At 45.7% G+C, this 16,812-nt stretch carries 16 protein-coding genes; all 16 read right to left on the bottom strand.

The window, feature by feature from the left end; translation table 11 throughout:
* Positions 1–740 precede the first annotated feature (740 nt).
* The gene (locus AC1WMD_RS03465) at positions 741–1,292 is read right to left on the bottom strand and encodes an outer spore coat protein CotE (RefSeq protein ID WP_494255953.1); all 552 of its coding nucleotides are present in this window, start codon (positions 1,290–1,292) and stop codon (positions 741–743) included.
* A 178-nt stretch (positions 1,293–1,470) separates the two neighbouring features.
* Complete coding sequence (locus AC1WMD_RS03460) at positions 1,471–1,908, bottom strand: YlbF/YmcA family competence regulator (protein ID WP_043904189.1); 438 nt, start codon at positions 1,906–1,908, stop codon at positions 1,471–1,473.
* Position 1,909: 1 nt separating this feature from the next.
* The gene (miaB, locus tag AC1WMD_RS03455) at positions 1,910–3,481 is read right to left on the bottom strand and encodes a tRNA (N6-isopentenyl adenosine(37)-C2)-methylthiotransferase MiaB (protein ID WP_494255952.1); all 1,572 of its coding nucleotides are present in this window, start codon (positions 3,479–3,481) and stop codon (positions 1,910–1,912) included.
* A 189-nt stretch (positions 3,482–3,670) separates the two neighbouring features.
* A complete protein-coding gene (locus AC1WMD_RS03450; RefSeq protein ID WP_494255951.1) occupies positions 3,671–4,537 on the bottom strand; it encodes a 2-oxoacid:ferredoxin oxidoreductase subunit beta in 867 nt (288 codons plus the stop codon).
* A gap of 2 nt (positions 4,538–4,539) precedes the next feature.
* On the bottom strand, positions 4,540–6,276 hold the full coding sequence (locus AC1WMD_RS03445) for a 2-oxoacid:acceptor oxidoreductase subunit alpha (protein ID WP_494255950.1): 1,737 nt from the start codon (positions 6,274–6,276) through the stop codon (positions 4,540–4,542).
* A 112-nt stretch (positions 6,277–6,388) separates the two neighbouring features.
* A complete protein-coding gene (locus tag AC1WMD_RS03440; RefSeq protein ID WP_494255949.1) occupies positions 6,389–7,306 on the bottom strand; it encodes a dipeptidase in 918 nt (305 codons plus the stop codon).
* 92 nt (positions 7,307–7,398) lie between these two features.
* Positions 7,399–7,659 (bottom strand): stage V sporulation protein SpoVS, encoded by a 261-nt coding sequence (gene spoVS / locus AC1WMD_RS03435; protein ID WP_003251598.1) that lies wholly within the window; start codon positions 7,657–7,659, stop codon positions 7,399–7,401.
* 128 nt (positions 7,660–7,787) lie between these two features.
* Complete coding sequence (gene ymdB, locus AC1WMD_RS03430) at positions 7,788–8,582, bottom strand: 2',3'-cyclic-nucleotide 2'-phosphodiesterase (protein ID WP_043904184.1); 795 nt, start codon at positions 8,580–8,582, stop codon at positions 7,788–7,790.
* 86 nt (positions 8,583–8,668) lie between these two features.
* Positions 8,669–10,225 carry a ribonuclease Y gene (gene rny / locus AC1WMD_RS03425; RefSeq protein ID WP_043904183.1) on the bottom strand — a complete coding sequence of 519 codons (1,557 nt, stop codon included), beginning with the start codon at positions 10,223–10,225 and terminating at the stop codon, positions 8,669–8,671.
* Positions 10,226–10,675: 450 nt separating this feature from the next.
* Complete coding sequence (gene recA, locus AC1WMD_RS03420) at positions 10,676–11,725, bottom strand: recombinase RecA (protein WP_043904182.1); 1,050 nt, start codon at positions 11,723–11,725, stop codon at positions 10,676–10,678.
* Between the two features lie 169 nt (positions 11,726–11,894).
* A complete protein-coding gene (locus AC1WMD_RS03415) occupies positions 11,895–13,139 on the bottom strand; it encodes a competence/damage-inducible protein A (protein WP_494255948.1) in 1,245 nt (414 codons plus the stop codon).
* Positions 13,140–13,175: 36 nt separating this feature from the next.
* Positions 13,176–13,754 carry a CDP-diacylglycerol--glycerol-3-phosphate 3-phosphatidyltransferase gene (gene pgsA, locus AC1WMD_RS03410; RefSeq protein ID WP_043904180.1) on the bottom strand — a complete coding sequence of 193 codons (579 nt, stop codon included), beginning with the start codon at positions 13,752–13,754 and terminating at the stop codon, positions 13,176–13,178.
* A 191-nt stretch (positions 13,755–13,945) separates the two neighbouring features.
* Entirely contained in the window at positions 13,946–14,824 is an 879-nt protein-coding gene (locus AC1WMD_RS03405) for a helix-turn-helix domain-containing protein (protein WP_043904179.1), read from the bottom strand.
* Positions 14,825–14,848: 24 nt separating this feature from the next.
* Positions 14,849–15,640, bottom strand: a complete 792-nt coding sequence (locus AC1WMD_RS03400; protein WP_043904178.1) for a DUF3388 domain-containing protein — start codon at positions 15,638–15,640, stop codon at positions 14,849–14,851.
* 141 nt (positions 15,641–15,781) lie between these two features.
* On the bottom strand, positions 15,782–16,033 hold the full coding sequence (locus AC1WMD_RS03395; RefSeq protein ID WP_043904177.1) for a DUF3243 domain-containing protein: 252 nt from the start codon (positions 16,031–16,033) through the stop codon (positions 15,782–15,784).
* Between the two features lie 61 nt (positions 16,034–16,094).
* On the bottom strand, positions 16,095–16,811 hold the full coding sequence (gene ymfI / locus AC1WMD_RS03390) for an elongation factor P 5-aminopentanone reductase (protein WP_043904176.1): 717 nt from the start codon (positions 16,809–16,811) through the stop codon (positions 16,095–16,097).
* Position 16,812 lies beyond the last annotated feature (1 nt).

Genomic DNA, 16,812 nt, shown 5'->3' with positions numbered 1-16,812 from the left:
GCAATATGTATTCAACTAAGAATAGAAAAATATAGTTTTTAAGTATCTTTAATCTATATATGTTATAAAATGGTTAAAATACGAAAAAATAACCAAAGAAAAGACCATGCGCTTTTCGAAAGAAACGAACAGTTAAAAAGTGAAATTATGTAGCTATAGTGAACGAAATAACCGAAACCGTTGCTGGATGAGATTGGAGCATAAAAGAAATTTCAGCGAGCAGAACCGTTGCTTCGTTAAGTAGAACAAAAGGAGAACAATTATGTTTAGCGTTAAATTATGAAGAGATGGTTGAGGCAGTTCAATGAGTGGAAACGTTGCTTCAATGACTAAAACAACTGAAGACCATTAACGCATGCTTCATCCAAAGCGCTTTTTGCCTCCTCAATTTCTAGCTTTTGCTAGGAAACAGAGGATAAATTTAACATACTTCAAAAACCTCTAATATTTTATTGGTATGTGTTTTTATGTTATTAATTCACGATTAGTATGGCCCTGTTATTAAACAGAATAAATAAAATGGTTCTGTTGTTAAACAGGATAACATATAAAAACGTATATGTCTACAAAAAATTTTAATTTTTTATAATTTTTTTATTTTTGTGTTATCTATAGAAAAAACGCTAAGCATGATGTAAATTTTGATACGGCACTGACAAACAATGAGAAAATTTCTCCTCAAGGCGTGCTGAACAATGGTAATTTCAATTAAAAAAACTAGGAAGAATATCTTCCTAGTTTTACTCTTCATCGCCAAGCAATAAATCTGAGCTTAAATCTTCTAATTCTTCATCAAGGTTGTCATATTCGAAATCCTCATCGCTGCCGCAGCCTTCCGGGTTGATCGCCACGCATACTTTTGTTTCGCCAATGACCTCGGCGACAAACTCCCGCTCTACATCAACGACAATTTTATTTCCGTTTGGCGAAATGGTGCATTCTAAGCAGTTTGGCTGCTGAATGACACGAACGATAATGTCTGTATCATCGCTAATAATGTCATCATCGTCGCGGTATCTTAATTTCACCACATCGGTATATGATACTGTTTCTGTGACAACTTCTGTTTTTGTATTGTTGTTGTACGAATACCAAACGTTAACGTCATAGTGCCCATGGATTTCTATTGTCTTGTCACATTTTTTCGCATCGTAGCGATGGTTAATAATCCAGCAACCTAAAATGCTTGATGGACGGTTTGGCGCAGTAATCGTATGCGTGGATTGCGTAAATCTGCGACCTTTCCCGACGACCGCTTTTGTAATAATTTCTCTGTATTTGTATTCGGACATATAAGAAACCCTCCTCAAATGAATCTTCATTTCATCCTATGCATGATTTAGCCTAATGTGCACATAAGTTTATCAATCATTCCGTATAGTTCATTGTATGCAGGGTTTCCGCCCGATGTGCCTACTTTTTTGGTGATAAAAAAGACGCCCTTCCTCCTGAAGGACGTCCCTTCTCTTTTTAATGGCATCCACAGCCGCCGTTGCCGCTATGGCGTATTTGTGCGCCTGTCTCACCGCGCAATACGTTGCCGCCGGTAGAAGCGATAATCTCATCGGTCACCGTATTGGAGATCGTAGAAGCGACGAGTTGCAGCAAGTCGTTCACTTCCGTTTGCGACTGCTGAAATTCGCTAACGATTGGAATTTGCGAAAGCTCTTCGTAAATCGCATCGATTTGTGCTTCCACTTTTTTCAGTGCTTCGTATTTTCCGTAGTGTTTTAAGTTGACAGCCTGTTTTTGCAATGATTTCATTTGTTCGATCATCGCGCGCACTTTTTCGTTTTGGTGGATTTTTTCTTCGGCGCGTTTAAAAAAGTCAACTTCTTCTGTCTCGGCAATCATTTTTGCGAGTTCTTTTGCTTGTGCTAAAATCTCATCACGTGTATATTTTGCCATTTTATTTCACCTCGATCGCTTCTTCTACTATTTCCCCGTTTAATGTCCATGTTTTCGCTTCGGTAATCCGCACTTGGACAAGCTTGCCAATCGCCGATTTTGGACCGATGAAGTTGACGAGCTTGTTTTTCCGCGTGTATCCGGCAAGGACATCTGGATTGTTTTTGCTTTCGCCTTCGACTAATACTTCAACCACTTTTCCTTCATATTCCTTCATTTTCCGCGCCGAAATTTCATTGACAAGCGCGTTTAGACGCTGCAGCCGCTCTTTTTTCACTTCCAGCGGCACGTTGTCGGCCATTTTCGCTGCCGGTGTGCCTTCGCGCGGCGAATAAATAAACGTATAGGCCGAATCAAATTCAACTTCGCGATAGAGCGACAGCGTTTCTTCAAATTGTTCTTCCGTTTCGTTCGGGAAGCCGACGATAATATCGGTTGTCAGCGCCACATCTGGAATCGCCGCTTTAATTTTGCGGATGAGCTCTAAATATTCCTCGCGCGTATATTTCCGGCCCATCAATTTCAGTATTTCTGTGCTGCCTGATTGCACCGGCAAATGAATATGCTCGACTAAATTGCCGCGTTTGGCGAGCACTTCAATTAACCGGTCGTCAAAATCGCGCGGATGGCTTGTGGTAAAGCGGATGCGCGCAATATCGATTTTGCGAAGTTCGTCCATCAAATCACCAAGGCCATACTTTATATCGGTGAAATCTTTACCGTAGGCGTTGACGTTTTGGCCGAGAAGGGTGATTTCCTTATAGCCTTGGGCGGCGAGATGACGCACTTCTTGAATGATATCTTCCGGACGGCGGCTCCGTTCTTTTCCGCGCGTATACGGGACGATGCAGTACGTACAAAACTTATCGCATCCGTACATAATGTTTACCCATGCTTTAATGTTACCTTTGCGCGCTTTTGGAAGATTTTCGATGACATCGCCTTCTTTAGACCATACTTCAACAACCATTTCTTTCGACATATAAGCTTCGTGCAAAATGTATGGCAAGCGATGAATATTATGCGTACCGAAAATCATGTCCACGTACTGGTATTGTTTCAAAATCTTATTGACGACCGATTCTTCTTGCGACATACAGCCGCATACGCCAAGAAGCAAATCCGGATTGCTTTGCTTAAGCGGCTTCAAATGGCCGATCTCGCCGAACACTTTATTTTCTGCGTTTTCGCGGATCGCACACGTATTCAGCAAAATGACATTCGCATCTTCGGGACGGTCGGTCGGCTCATATCCAAGCGCCATAAAAATACCTGCCATCACTTCGGTGTCATGTTCGTTCATTTGGCAGCCGTATGTGCGAATATAAAATTTGCGGCCGTTGCCCATGCCGCGGAATTGTTCCGGTATGGTGAAGTCTTTAAAATATTTTACCTCTTCTTTTCCACGTTTTTTTGCTTCTTTTAAGTTTGGCGGAATAAATACGCTCGAAAAATATTTTTCGTAATCTTTGCTCGTTTTCTCCTTTAACACATCCAATGCGGATTTTTTGTCCGTTGGATGATCAGCTGTTTGAATTTGTCCTGTTTGTTCTAAACGCTGTTTTTCGTTCATAATGATCTCCTTTCTATTAAGAACTGCAAGAAAACAATGATTTTCCCTACACCATACACATTATCATAGTATATAATTGAGAACAAATTTAAACAATACTTTTCTTGTTCCGTTTATTACGGAACATGTTATCATAACAAAATGACTCCCAACTAGGCAATACCTAATTGGGAGTGAACAATTTCCAAATTACATAAATTCGGAAACTAACTCGGCAAATTTTTCTTTGCTTAATTTTAAGTCCGCCTCAGCCAACGGCGTTTCGCTGTAGCCGTGAAGCAGTTCCTGATACGATTTTTGTTCTTTATTTTGGTAAATAAGCCCCGTTACTAGTCCTTTATATTTCATCACCGTTTGCATCGCCATAGCGCGGTCAGATGGGTCATATCCTTCGATGTCGCTGACTTTCACCAAGTTTTCTTTAAACCAGTCGTATGTGTTTATCTTGTTATACGTTACACACGGACTGAATACGTTAATAAGAGAGAACCCTTTATGCTTGATTCCTTCTTCAATTAAGCTTGTCAGCTCTTTTAAATCGCTCGAGAAGCTTTGCGCTACAAAGGTTGCACCGGCGCTTAACGCGATTTCCATAATCGAAAGGGCTGGTTCGACCGAACCTTGCGGAGTGCTTTTCGTTTTAAAGCCGACATCGCTGCGCGGCGATGTTTGTCCTTTCGTTAAGCCGTAAATCTGGTTATCCATGACAATGTAAGTAATGTCAATATTGCGGCGGATCGCATGAACGGTATGCCCCATGCCGATCGCAAATCCGTCGCCGTCACCGCCGGCGGCAATGACCGTTAAATCGCGGTTGGCCATTTTCACTCCTTGGGCAAGCGGCAACGCACGGCCGTGGGTGCCGTGAAAACCGTACGAATGAATGTAACCGGAAATACGTCCCGAGCAGCCGATTCCGGAAATAACAGCGAGCTGATGCGGCTCAAGACCGACGTTTGCCGCGGCGCGCTGAATGGCAGCTTGCACAGAAAAATCGCCACAGCCTGGACACCAGTTTGGTTTCACATCATTACGAAAATCTTTAAACGTTGCCATGTTTATAACAACTCCTTGCATTTTATATAAACTTCATTTGGCAAGAACGGATTCCCGTCGTATTTCAAAGCGCTTGCAATTTTTTCTGCATGTCCGACGTTCATTTTAAGAATGTTGGCGAGCTGTCCTGTCGCATTTTGCTCGACGACAACGACTTTTTTCGCTGTTTCGACAAGCGGCAGCATTTCCTCTGTCGGGAACGGATGAAGCAGGCGAATGTGCGCATGATTGACTTTCACGCCGTCCTGTTCAAGACGCTCGATCGCTTCCTCGATTGCACCGCGCGTCGAGAGAAAACCGACGATTAATAAATCGGCTTCATCGTGTTTGACATTTTTATGCACTGGTGTCTTGAACTGGATATGTTGCAGCTTACGTAAACGTTTCTCCATTTGTGCCTTGCGGTTTCCCGCTACCTCGGACGGTCTTCCTGTTTCCGCGTGCTCGACGCCGGTGACATGATGGATGCCGTTTGGCACTCCCGGAAGCACACGCGGCGAAATGCCATCTTCAGTGATTTCATAACGTTTAAAATTATCCTTTTTCTCTAGCGCCGGCAATTCGCCAGTGACGAGTTTGCCGCGGCGGATTTCAATTTTATCGTATTCTAAAGGCTCAACCGTCTGTTTGCCAAGCGACAGCTGCAAATCAGACAAGAAGATGACCGGACATTGATATTCTTCGGCAAGGTTGAACGCTTCGATCATATCGTAAAACGCTTCTTCCACCGTGCTTGGTGCCATAACGATTTTTGGAATTTCTCCATGCGTTCCGTAAATCATTGCCAATAAGTCCGATTGCTCCTGTTTTGTCGGCAATCCTGTACTTGGGCCGCCGCGCTGCGTATCAACGATGACAAGCGGCGTTTCCGTCATTCCGGCCAGCCCGATCGACTCCATCATCAAGGAAAGACCAGGACCTGCGGATGCTGTAAACGCCCGCGCTCCGGCATAGTTCGCCCCAATCGCCATCGTACATGCAGCGATTTCATCTTCCGTCTGAATCACCGCCCCGCCTAAATCCGGAAGTTTTTTAATTAAGTATTCCATAATTTCCGATGCCGGTGTAATTGGGTAGGCGGCCATAAACCGTGCTCCGCCAGCTAGCGCACCTAAGGCAATCGCATCGTTGCCGATCATAAACATCCGCTTTTTACCATCGGCTTTGGCCAGTTCCATTGTTTGCATACGATCGCCGAGCTGTTCTTTCATATATTGCGCACCGGCGCGGATCGCTTCCATGTTCTTGTCTACGACTTGCTGACCTTTCCTTCCAAAAATTTCTTGGACTACTTCTCCATACACATCAATATCGATGCCGAGAACAGCGCTGGAAGCGCCGACAGCAACCATGTTTTTCATCAGCGCTGTTCCTAAATTCGCTGCGATATCAGTAAATGGAACAGCATATAGCGTGACGCCTTCACGTTCTGGAATCGTCGGGTTAAACTTCGCATCAGCGATGACAATCCCGCCGTCGCGGAGCTCATGAAAGTTAAAATCAATCGATTCCTGATCAAACGCTACTAATATATCGAGATCATCAGCAACCGACCGAACTGGTGTCGTGCTGACACGAATTTTGTTGTTCGTATGCCCCCCTTTAATTCGTGAAGAAAAATGACGATATCCGTATAAATAATAACCAAGACGGTTTAGCGCAATGGAGAAGATTTCCCCAGTACTTTCAATCCCTTCTCCCTGCTGCCCTCCGACTTTCCATGAAAGCTGATGAATCATTTCCTACACCCCTTTAAATTCGGTCAAAAATTACAATTATAAGTTTAGCACTTTTCCGACAAAATCACTAGATTTTTTAAATAAATGATTTTCGTTCATTCGCCGCAATTGATCACTGCGGCAAATGGTCATAGAAATTGCGGAATAAAAACCGCTCTACCTCCTCTTCGGTATAATGTTTCTGCAACTCATTGACTAGGTTGGCGTAATCGCGCACCGTGCCGAGCCCGCTTACCGTCTCTTCGATTCCGTCAAAATCCGAGCCGAATCCGACGTTTTTTGCCCCGCCGAGCGAACACACATGTTCTAAATGGCGAAGCACATCGGTGATCGAAGCTTTTTCTTTTGTTAAAAAATATGGCACAAAGTTAATGCCGATCATGCCATCTTTTGCAATAAGCGCTTTAATTTGTTCATCACGCAAGTTGCGCGGATGCGGACAAAATCGGTATGTATTCGAATGAGAGGCAATCGGAAATTGCGCGATTTCCAGTACGTCCCAAAACGCTTTTTCCGATAAATGGGACACATCGACCCAACGTTTTGCTTCATTCAGCTGCTCAACGACCTGTTTTCCGAATGTTGTAAGCCCTGCGCCGCGCCGTTCCCAGGCGCCGTCTGCTACGGCATTGGACCAGTTCCACGTCAGCCCGACGGACGAAACACCGAGGCGCAGCAACGTTTTTAATTTGACAAGGCTTGTCCCAATTGCGTCGCATCCTTCAAGCGTTAGCATCGCCCCAATTTCATTTTCTCCTAACGCGTCAATATCGCGTTTGGAACGGACAAATTTCAGCGTTGGAAACCGCCCGATAACTTGTTCAAAAAAAATATCGATCATTTCCAGCGCAACAGTAAACCGCGCTTCTTCCGGAACCGTTTCCGGTATGTAAATGGCAAAACACTGCACTTTGACCTTAGCCTCTTTCAGCGCCGGCAAGGTGACGTGAAGCGATTTTCCGTCTTGGAACGATAACGAACGATCCATCCATAATTTCATTAACGCATCGCAATGTGCATCGAAAATCATACATATCCTCCTTTATAAAGTAAAAATAACCTGCCTGCCTTCAAAACGAAGGCGCCAACAGGTTATACTTCTATCATCAAAACTATACACTATTAACGAGGTTCTACAATTAATTTAATCGCCGTCCGCTCTTCTCCGTCAATAATAATATCTGTAAACGCAGGAATACAAATGAGATCCATGCCGCTTGGTGCCACAAATCCTCGTGCGATGGCTACTGCCTTAACGGCTTGGTTTAATGCACCTGCACCGATCGCCTGGATTTCCGCCGCTCCACGTTCACGCAATACCCCGGCAAGTGCACCAGCTACAGAGTTAGGATTCGACTTTGCTGAAACTTTTAATATTTCCATTTCTAGCTCCTCCCTCGTTTCCTCCTAAAATTTATCGAAAAAAATGATTTCATTGTTACTATATTCACTGTTTTGACAAGTATTCCTGCCGGGGCGAAAAATATTTTTAAAAATTTCTAAAACGGTGACTATTCAAAATAAGGGTGGTCATCATTGATGATAATTCGCTCAATTTTATTCGCCCGCCCTGTTTTTATGTCTACATCGATGAGCACGGCGTTCAGCTGGCTTCTTCCCTCTTTTATTTCGAAACGGACAGGTAATGATGTCAAAAATTTTCTTAACACTACTTCGCGGTCTACACCTAAAATGCCGTCATACGGTCCGGTCATTCCAACATCGGTAATATAGGCTGTTCCCTTTGGTAAAATACGGGCATCAGCCGTTTGCACGTGCGTATGGGTGCCGACAACGGCGGAAACCCGTCCATCCAAATACCAGCCCATCGCTTGCTTTTCACTCGTTGCCTCCGCGTGAAAATCGACGAAAATAATCGAGGTGCGCTGCGCCGCCTCGGCGATCAGCTCGTCGGCTTTTTTGAACGGGCAATCGATGGCCGGTAAAAATATTCTTCCTTGTAGATTAATGACCGCCACTTCAATATGTTCGATTTGTATATAGACAATCCCCTTGCCCGGAACCCCTTCCGGGAAATTCGCCGGCCGCACTAATGCTTTTGCATCATCAATAAATTCAAATATATCGCGCTGATCCCATGCGTGGTTGCCAAGCGTGACGACATGGGCTCCTTGCTCAAGAAACGAGCGGTATATTTTTTCCGTAATTCCTTTTCCGCCCGCGGCATTTTCCCCATTGATAATAATGATGTTCGGTCTATGCTTCTCCTTTAGTTTTGGCAAATATTGTTCTACCATTTTTCGTCCTGGCGAACCGACCACATCGCCGATAAATAATAACCTCATTCATATATCCCTTTCTAAGCTGAAGTGTAACTAGTTCAAGTTTGGCACAAAATATAAAAAAAATAAAGTGGCAATATTTCGCCACTTTATTTTGCATACTCTACCGCCCTTGTTTCGCGAATCACAGTAACTTTAATGTGTCCTGGATAATCGAGCTCTTCTTCAATCCGTTTACGGATTTCCCGCGCTAACCGATGCGCTTCCAAATCATCGATCACATCCGGTTTCACCATAATGCGCACTTCGCGTCCCGCCTGGATGGCGTATGATTTTTCTACTCCTTCATACGATTCCGCAATTTCTTCTAATTTTTCGAGACGGCGAATGTAGTTTTCAAGCGTTTCACTGCGCGCTCCCGGTCTTGCCGCAGACAGCGCGTCTGCTGCGGCAACAAGCACGGCGATGACAGAAGTCGGTTCAGTATCGCCATGGTGGGAAGCAATGCTGTTAATGACAACTGGATGTTCTTTATATTTTGTCGCCAGTTCGACGCCAATTTCAACATGGCTTCCTTCCACTTCATGGTCAATCGCTTTACCAATATCGTGTAAAAGACCGGCACGTCTTGCCAGCATTTCATCTTCGCCGAGCTCTGCCGCCATCAGTCCCGCTAAGAACGCCACTTCGACGGAATGCTTTAATACGTTTTGCCCGTAGCTTGTCCGGAACTTCAACCGTCCTAAAATTTTGATTAAATCCGGATGCAAGCCATGAACACCGACTTCGAATGTCGTTTGTTCACCGACTTCACGAATATGTTCGTCGACTTCCCGTCTCGCTTTTTCTACCATTTCTTCAATTCGCGCCGGATGAATTCGCCCATCTTGGACGAGTTTGTCTAAGGCGATGCGCGCCGTTTCGCGGCGGATTGGGTCAAACCCTGATAAAATAACGGCTTCCGGCGTGTCATCAATAATTAAATCAATGCCGGTGAGCGTTTCGAGCGTGCGAATATTGCGCCCTTCGCGGCCGATGATCCGCCCTTTCATTTCATCGTTTGGCAAATTAACGACGGATACGGTTGTTTCCGCGACATGGTCTGCCGCACAACGCTGAATAGCGAGCGATAAAATTGCTTTTGCTTTCTTATCCGCCTCTTCTTTCGCACGCGTTTCGGCCTCTTTCACCATCACGGCAATTTCATGGGACAATTCTTTTTCGACGCGTTCCAAAATAATTTGCCGTGCTTCTTCGCGGGTCAAGCCGGAAATTCGTTCTAATTCCGTTTGCTGCTGTTGCACGAGTTCTTCCACTTTGCTTTCCATCTGTTCAATATGCTGTTGTCTTTCATTCAGTGCTTCTTCTTTCGCCTCTAAAAGCGCCTCACGTTTATTGAGGGCTTCGTCTTTGCGATCGAGATTTTCTTCTTTTTGAAGCAATCGATTTTCTTGCTTTTGCAGCTCGCTTCTGCGGTCGCGAATTTCACGTTCAACCTCGGTACGAAGTTTGTGGATTTCATCTTTTGCTTCAAGAAGCGTTTCTTTTTTCAACGCATCCGCTTCTCGTTTTGCTTCTTCCACAATTTGCTGTGCGGCTGCTTGGGCACCGCCAATTTTCGCCTCTGCAATCGATTTGCGAACAAAAAAGCCAACAACGGCACCGACAACTAAGGCAAGCAAAGCGGAGATGATGATTGAATCCATGTTTTCACCTCCTCTTGCTATAATTCAGATGCGTTGGATGTAACTGTCGGCATGTACATTGTTATCAACGTTTCAACATACAGCACAATCGTTGCAAACATCAGAGTTTCAAGCACCGGCAACCCGTTGATTAAGCGTACATAGAGCGAACGGTCCTATGGATGGGAATTTCCGCTTTACGCGAACGCGGTCTAATTTTCCGCAAATGCTTACCGCACTCCCTTGCATGATCGTCCATCATTATGCGAGTTGGTCCAGTGCAAAACGATTCCTTCACTTGTTTATGCACGGACCGCTTCCATCAGCCGGAGTCACGGGCTTTTATCGTTTATTTTTTTGAAAAATATACATGTTAATTTTAAAGGTGGCAAAAATGATTGTCAAGATATAGGAAGTACACACCTGCAATAAATGGAAATAAAAAAGAGAGGAATCGCGTTCCTCTCTCATTTAGTCTTCCAAAAGCCCAAACTCGTCTTGTTGTAATTCGCCGACACCGTTAACACTAGAAGATTCAATGCCGTAATGTTTGCGGATTTCTTGGGCAATTTCTTCGGCAATATGCGGATTCTCTTTTAAAAACTGTTTCGCATTTTCCCGCCCTTGGCCGAGGCGCTCATCTTTATAAGAGTACCACGAGCCGCTTTTTTGCACGATATCGAGCTCCGATGCCATATCGATAATTTCGCCTTCGCGGGAAATGCCTTCTCCGTACATAATATCTACGTCCGCTGTTTTAAATGGTGGAGCCACCTTATTTTTCACGACTTTAATTTTCGTTTTATTTCCCACCATGTCGTTACCTTGCTTGATTTGCTCAGCACGGCGCACTTCTAGGCGGACGGAAGCATAAAATTTTAGCGCACGGCCGCCTGGCGTTGTCTCCGGATTGCCAAACATAACTCCAACTTTTTCACGAATTTGGTTGATGAAAATAGCGATGGTCTTCGACTTATTAATCGCTCCCGATAATTTGCGCAACGCTTGCGACATTAAGCGCGCCTGCAGACCAACGTGGGCATCGCCCATTTCCCCTTCTATTTCCGCTTTTGGCACCAGCGCCGCAACGGAGTCAATGACAATAATGTCGACCGCACCGCTTCTCACCAGTGCTTCTGCGATTTCGAGCGCCTGCTCGCCCGTATCTGGCTGAGACAGCAGCAACTCATCGATATTGACGCCTAATTTTTGTGCATAAATCGGATCAAGCGCATGCTCCGCGTCGATAAATGCCGCTTGTCCCCCTTGCTTCTGCACTTCGGCAATCGCATGAAGGGCAACGGTCGTTTTCCCGGAAGATTCAGGTCCATATATTTCAACAATACGTCCGCGCGGATAGCCGCCCACTCCTAAAGCGATATCAAGCGCCAGCGATCCGCTGGATACAGTGGAAATTTTACGGTCTGTCTGTTCACCGAGCCTCATAATCGAGCCTTTGCCAAACTGTTTTTCAATCTGTTTCAACGCCTGCTCTAAGGCGGCTTGACGGTCTTGATTCACTAACAAACTCCTCCTTTTTTCTCAACTACTTATACTATACCGTTTTTTACGGTTGTTGCCAAGCAAAAAATCGAACGTCTATTCGTTTTCTTGTGGTGAAAATAGAAACAATCTCCATCGGGAAGATAGACGAAAAAGCGGGGAACAACAAGGGGAGAAACGGCTGCGTTCATTCTGCAGCCGTCAATGTTTTTAATAAAAAGGAGCAGCCGTATTTCGCGGTGCGGATGCGAATCGCATCACGGTGGCCGGATAAGGTGAGCGGATAGACATTGGTGCCGTGTTTAGAAGTAGAAATACCGATATACACGGTACCGACCGGCTTTCCTTCAAGCGGGTCTGGACCCGCCACGCCGGTAAAGCTGATGCCGATATCCGCTTGGCAGAGCGTGCGGACATTTTCCGCCAACAGGCGCGCGCACTGTTCGCTTACCGCGCCGTCCGCTGCTAACACGGCATAGGGGACGCCAAGCACTTTTTCTTTTACGTCATTCGTATAGCAGACGACCCCGCCACGAACCACTTGGGAGGCGCCGGGAACAGCTGTCAATTGCTCCAGGAAAAGCCCACCTGTCAAGCTTTCAGCCGCTGCCACCGTTTTCTTTTGCACTTTTAGCGTCTGAATCGCCTTTTCAAATAATGTTTCTTCATTATAGCCATAAAGATAGGCGCCGACGCGTTCTACTATTTTCTTTTCCGTTTCGTCGAGCAGTCTTTTTGCCTCTGCTTCCGAGCGGTGCTTCGCAGTCAAGCGCAATGTCACCTCTCCGTCGCCGGCAAGCGGGGCAATCGTCGGATTAGACTGCTGATCAATCAAGTCTTCAATTCTTGTTTCCAACTCTGACTCGCCGATGCCAAAAAAGCGCAATACGCGCGATTCAATGCGTTCCTCGTGTCCAAGCTTCTCTAGCAAAAAAGCGCGACCGTATTTGCGAAACATCGGCTGCATTTCTTTTGGCGGTCCGGGCAGAAGCATATAGGTAATGGAATCGATCGTAATCACCATCCCCGGCGCCATGCCGTGCTCATTTTTTAATATGGTAGAGCCTTTGAGCACCAATGCCTGCTTTTTATTATTTTCCGTCATGATTCGGTTTGTGCGGGCAAAATAAGCTTCAATGGAACGAAGCGCTTCCTCATCCGTCACCAGCTCCCGCTGCAGCAGGCGGGCGATCGTTTCTTTCGTTAAATCGTCTTTCGTCGGACCGAGCCCACCGGTAAAAATAATCAGGTCAGCCCTTGTTTGCGCCACTTTTACCGCCTGCTCAAGCCTAGCGGCATTATCGCCGACAACGGTATGGAAATAAACGTTGATACCAAGCTCGGCAAGCTGCTGCGACAAAAACTGCGCATTGGTGTTGGCGATTTGTCCGAGCAACAGCTCGGAGCCGACAGCAATAATCTCCGCGTTCAATCAAGGCGCCCCCTTTATTGGACTGCATATATATTTCTATTTGGAATGCAAGAAAGCATGTTTATTTTTCGCAAAATAGTCCCAGCCAGACCATACCGTAAAAATGACCGCTACCCACAGCGCTAATTTAGCAAACGGAAACGCCAGAAGCGAAAACGGAAAGTTATGCAAAAGAAGGGCGGAAATCGCTATAATTTGCGTCCACGTTTTAATTTTGCCAAGCATGTTGGCAGCCATTACCTCTCCTTCGCCGGCCAGCACGAGCCGCAGCCCTGTCACGGCAAACTCACGGCTAATGATAACAATCACCATCCACGACGGCGCATAGTGAAGCTCGACAAGCACAATAAGCGCCGCCGAGACAAGCAGTTTATCCGCGAGCGGGTCCAAAAACTTCCCTAAGTTGGTGACAAGTTGATATTTACGGGCATAATAGCCGTCAATCCAATCTGTCGTCGAAGCGATAATGAAAATCAGCGCCCCGATCAAATGGGAAACCGGCAGCGTGGCCGCGCCGATTTTCACGCTGCCCCACCCGAACGGAACGAGCATGACAATTAAAAATAACGGTATGAGCATAATGCGTGCTACTGTTATTTTATTAGGCAGATTCACTCTAAATACCTCCGCTAGTCAGCATCTGAACCTCCACACGACTGAAGTCGGTGGGTTCTGACGTATTAAAGAGTTTTTCCTACACCTGCGTGCAGGCATTCACTCTTGTTTTGCCAACCTTTCATGGACAAACACCTCAATGGTGTTTAACGCCCTGTCGGCTTGGTTCAAAACCGTTTTCCATTTCACCCCTATGATTTTTTAAAGATAAACTTCATTTTCTGGAATACTTCGTCTTTTGGATCGATTGGATAGGTGAAAGGTTGTCCGTTTACTTTCATGTCCACATCGAGCGTACGACCGATTTTCACAAACACTTCCGTCTCAGCGGACAAATCAAATGTCTGCGTTTGTCCGTTCGTTAAACTACCTTTAAAGAAAGAATGGCCTTTTGTGTTGTATACTTCTACCCATGAATTTCCTTTCGACGTCAGCTCAATGACAAATTTTTCGCTATTAGTCAGCTCAATCGTCGATAAGTTACCGCGTGTTTCTATGACGTTAAGCGTTGCTTTCGGTGCTGGCGCTTCTTTTGTTTGTTGGCCGGCTTTTTCCTGTTTGTTTTGGCTCTCCTGTTTTTTCGCTTTTTCTTTCGCTTTCTCAAGCGGCGAGTTTTCCGAACTTTCGACTTCTGTTGTCGTCTCTTTTTTCACCAGGCTTTCCTGTTTATTTTCGGCATTATTTTGTAGAAGCAGCCAAATGATGACGGCAATGCCGACAACAACGGCGGCAATAAGCAGCTTCGGAAGCAAATCAAGCCATTTCGTGCTTTCCGGGGAGAGCTGCTGCCGCGTTTTCACCCGCGATAGCGGTTGAGGAACCTCTTCTTGGTAAGATTGTGGAATATCTTGTTTGTACTCTTCAAATATTTGTTCCGGATCAAGTCCAACTGCCTCCGCATATTGCTTAATAAACGCGCGGACATAGAAATTTCCCGGCATGATGGCGTAATTTCCTTCTTCAATACCGATCAAATAGCGCTTTTGAATTTTTGTCATATCTTGCAGCTCGTCCAAACTAATGTTTTTCGCCTCTCTCGCTTCTTTTAAACGTTTACCTAATTCTGTCAACGATAAACACCTTCCACTTTTTGATTAAAAATCAAATTCTGAAAAGCCATCGTTTCCAAACAGAGACGGCTGATCAATAACATCGTACGTAATCTCTTCATTTGGATCATGACGCAGTTCAATAATATAGTCAAAGTCATCTAGCGTATATTCGGTATGGCGGACAAAAATATCCGGGTGCTCCACTACTTTCGTCGCCTCCAAACGCATCAATTCGCGAATCAGCTGCCAATGCCGTTCATTCGCCCGTCTGGTGGACACAATACCATCAATAATAAAAATATTGTCTTCGCTATATTCGTCTTCGATCAGCTGGCTGCGCACCGTCTGTTTAATGAGCGTCGATGAGACGAAGAGCCAGCGCTTATTGGCACAAACGCTAGCCGCGACGATCGACTCCGTTTTGCCGACACGCGGCATGCCGCGGATGCCGATCAGCTTATGACCTTTCTCTTTAAAAATTTCCGCCATAAAATCGACAAGCAGTCCGAGCTCGTCACGGACAAAGCGGAATGTTTTTTTGTCATCGGCATCCCGCTGAATGTAACGGCCATGGCGGACGGCAAGGCGGTCAAGCAGTTTCGGCTGACGCAGCTTCGTTACGGTAATATTATCCATCGTTTGCAAAATGGTAGAGAGCCGTTCAATTTGTTCATTACTATCACAAAGCAGCAACATGCCGCGCCGCGAATCGCGCACGCCGTTAATCGTCACGATATTGATCGACAACATTCCTAATAAGGAAGCAACATCCCCTAACAGCCCCGGACGGTTAATATGTATTTCGTATTCTAAATACCACTCTTGCTTTCCCATCCCGTCTCCTCCCTCATTCGCAAATGCCCGCACAAACTACCTATGATAAGTTCATACTACTATAATATCGAATGGAAAAGCAACCGAAAAGGGACGGGAATAAAAAAAGAGAGAGGGACTCCCTCTCTTGCTCATTATTTGTTATGATTCTCGCTGTACTAATTTTACCATCGCGTTCGCGATAGCATGCTGCTCTTGTTCGTCAGCGACGCTCCAAAGGTCAGCGAGCAGCCGTTCTTCCGGGTTTTTCGGATCTACATGTTCCGCTAGGTAGTCTCCGATTTGATAAGCGACGTCCGAGATCACTTGTTGGTTCAATCCTTGCTGCTGTGCTTGTTGAAGGCGTTCTGCTAAAAAGTCTTTCCATTGTTCAAAGTTATCTAATACAGACATATGTGTAACCTCCTTGTTTTTCGTTTCAAGGATAGTTTGCCTGCTTTTTCATAAAATATACTTAACAGTACCAGCCGCCGTTGACGGAAATAATTTGCCCGGTTATGTAAGAAGCAGCATCGGAAATTAAAAAGGACACCGTTTTGGCGACCTCATCGGCCGTGCCGAGCCGTCCGATTGGAATATCATCCGCCATCGCCTGCAAATCCTCTTTCGAAAATATGCGCAACATATCCGTATCAATTGCTCCAGGAGCGACGGCGTTGACGCGGATGCCACTCGGCGCTAGTTCTTTCGCGAGCGCCTTCACAAACGCGTTTTGTCCGCCTTTGACCATCGAATAGACGACTTCGCATGCCGCCCCGGTTAACCCCCAAATGGAAGAAACGATGACGATGTTTCCTTGCTTTTTGGCAATCATGGACGGCAGCAGTTTTTTCGTTAATAAAATCGGACTTGTCACATGAAGCTGTACCATGCTTTGCACCAGTTCGTCGCTCATATCTGTAATTAGGCCGTAATAGCTGTTTCCGCTGTTGTACACCATGGCATCGACCGGGCGATTTATTTGCGAAAGAAGCACATCCACGCCATCTTCCGCTGCAAGATCGGCCTGAATCGGCACCACATGTGTGGTTGCCAGTTCTTTTTTCAGCATTTCGACCGGCTCCCGGCGGCGGTTGTAATGCAATAAAAGCCCATAGCCGTCGGCGGCAAGCTGGCGGGCGATGCTTGTTCCGATTCCGCCGCTTGCTCCGGTAATCAGCGCGTATTTCATA

This window comes from Parageobacillus sp. NEAU-HV-2, from assembly GCF_059115485.1.
Note: the sequence above shows the minus strand (reverse complement) of the source record. Positions and strands in the feature narration are given on the sequence as shown.